General features: G+C 69.6%; 1 protein-coding gene. It reads left to right on the top strand.

The window, feature by feature from the left end; all coding sequences use genetic code 11:
- The first annotated feature begins 236 nt into the window (after window positions 1–236).
- Entirely contained in the window at window positions 237–1331 is a 1095-nt protein-coding gene (locus tag Ssi02_RS38420) for an IS110 family RNA-guided transposase (RefSeq protein WP_373870268.1), read from the top strand.
- Window positions 1332–1359: the final 28 nt, after the last annotated feature.

Below are 1359 nucleotides of genomic sequence, written 5' to 3'. Positions count from 1 at the left end.
GTGAGGATGATTGCGTGCCGCTTCGAGCTTCGGCTTGACCCGCGCGATAACAGACCCTGGTGTCCTGACTTGGATCTGTCGGCCGGAGCTTCGAAGCGGTGCCCGCTGTCACCGAGGCGCCGGAGCGTGTCCCGATAGGGGCCTTGCCGCGAACAAAGCACCGTCACAGTTCTGACCGCTCCCGCCGCCCCGGCGACAGCCGCCCAGCGCCCACGCCACGCAGGAGCCGGACCACGATGACCAGCATGCCTCACACCAGCACGCTCCTCCACCCCGACCCGAGCCCGGAACAGGTGATCCTGGGCGTCGACACGCACAAAGACGTCCACGTCGCCGCCGCCGTGACGGCGATGGGCGCCCCGCTGGGCAGCCGCAGCTTCCCCGCCTGCCCCGACGGCTATCGGGAGCTTGTGGCCTGGGCGCGGTCCTTCGGCGTGCTGCGCCGGGCCGGGGTGGAGTGCACCGGTTCCTACGGAGCCGCCCTGGCCCGCGTCCTGATCGCCGAGGACATCAGTGTCTTCGAGGTCGGCCAGCCCGACAAGGCGATGCGGCGGCGCCGGGGCAAGTCCGACGAGGTGGATGCCGAGGCCGCCGCCCGGGCGGTGCTGTCGGGGCGGGCCACCGCCATCCCCAAGTCCGGGGACGGCCCGGTCGAGACCGCCAGGCTGCTGCGCCGTGCCAAGGAATCGGCGGTCAAGGCGAGAACGCAGGCGATCAACCAGCTCAGGGCGGTGCTGGTGGTCGCCGGTCCGGAGTTGCGGGCCTCGTTCGACGGTCTGGGTCCCAAGACCCTGATCCGCCGCTGCGCCGAGCTGGCCGCCGGTCCCGTCGCCGATGTGGACAGCGCCACCGTCTATGTTCTGCGCCTGCTGGCCACCCGCGTCCAGTCGTTGTCGCAGGAGATCGACGCGGTTGGGAAGTTGCTGGAAGACGTGGTCCGCCGTCACGCTCCCGCTCTGCTGGAGCGTGTGGGCGTCGGCCCGGACACCGCCGCTGCCTTGCTGGTCACAGCCGGAGACAACCCCGAGCGGCTGGACGGCGAGGGATCCTTCGCCGCTTTGTGCGGGGTAAGCCCGGTGGAGGCCTCCTCCGGCAAGTCCCAGCGCCGGCGGCTGAACAGGGGTGGCGATCGGCAGGCCAACGCTGCGTTGTACCGGATTGTGCTCACCCGGCTGCGCTGGGACGATCGCACTCGCGAGTACCTGCGGCGGCGTACGGCCGAGGGCAAGACCCGCCGTGAGGTCATCCGCTGTCTCAAACGTTACGTCGCCCGTGAGATCTTCGGGTTGGTCAAGGCAGCAGCAAAAGATCATGGACGCAGTCCCGTATGACCACTTGACGAACATAGGGGCATCCAAG

It is taken from the genome of Sinosporangium siamense, assembly GCF_016863435.1.
Taxonomy (GTDB): domain Bacteria; phylum Actinomycetota; class Actinomycetes; order Streptosporangiales; family Streptosporangiaceae; genus Sinosporangium; species Sinosporangium siamense.
Note: the sequence above shows the minus strand (reverse complement) of the source record. Positions and strands in the feature narration are given on the sequence as shown.

What these genes read in the sequence shown, in the direction of transcription:
- Ssi02_RS38420 (WP_373870268.1), top strand. Translation starts at nt 237, where the DNA reads ATGACCAGCATGCCTCACACCAGCACGCTCCTCCACCCCGACCCGAGC.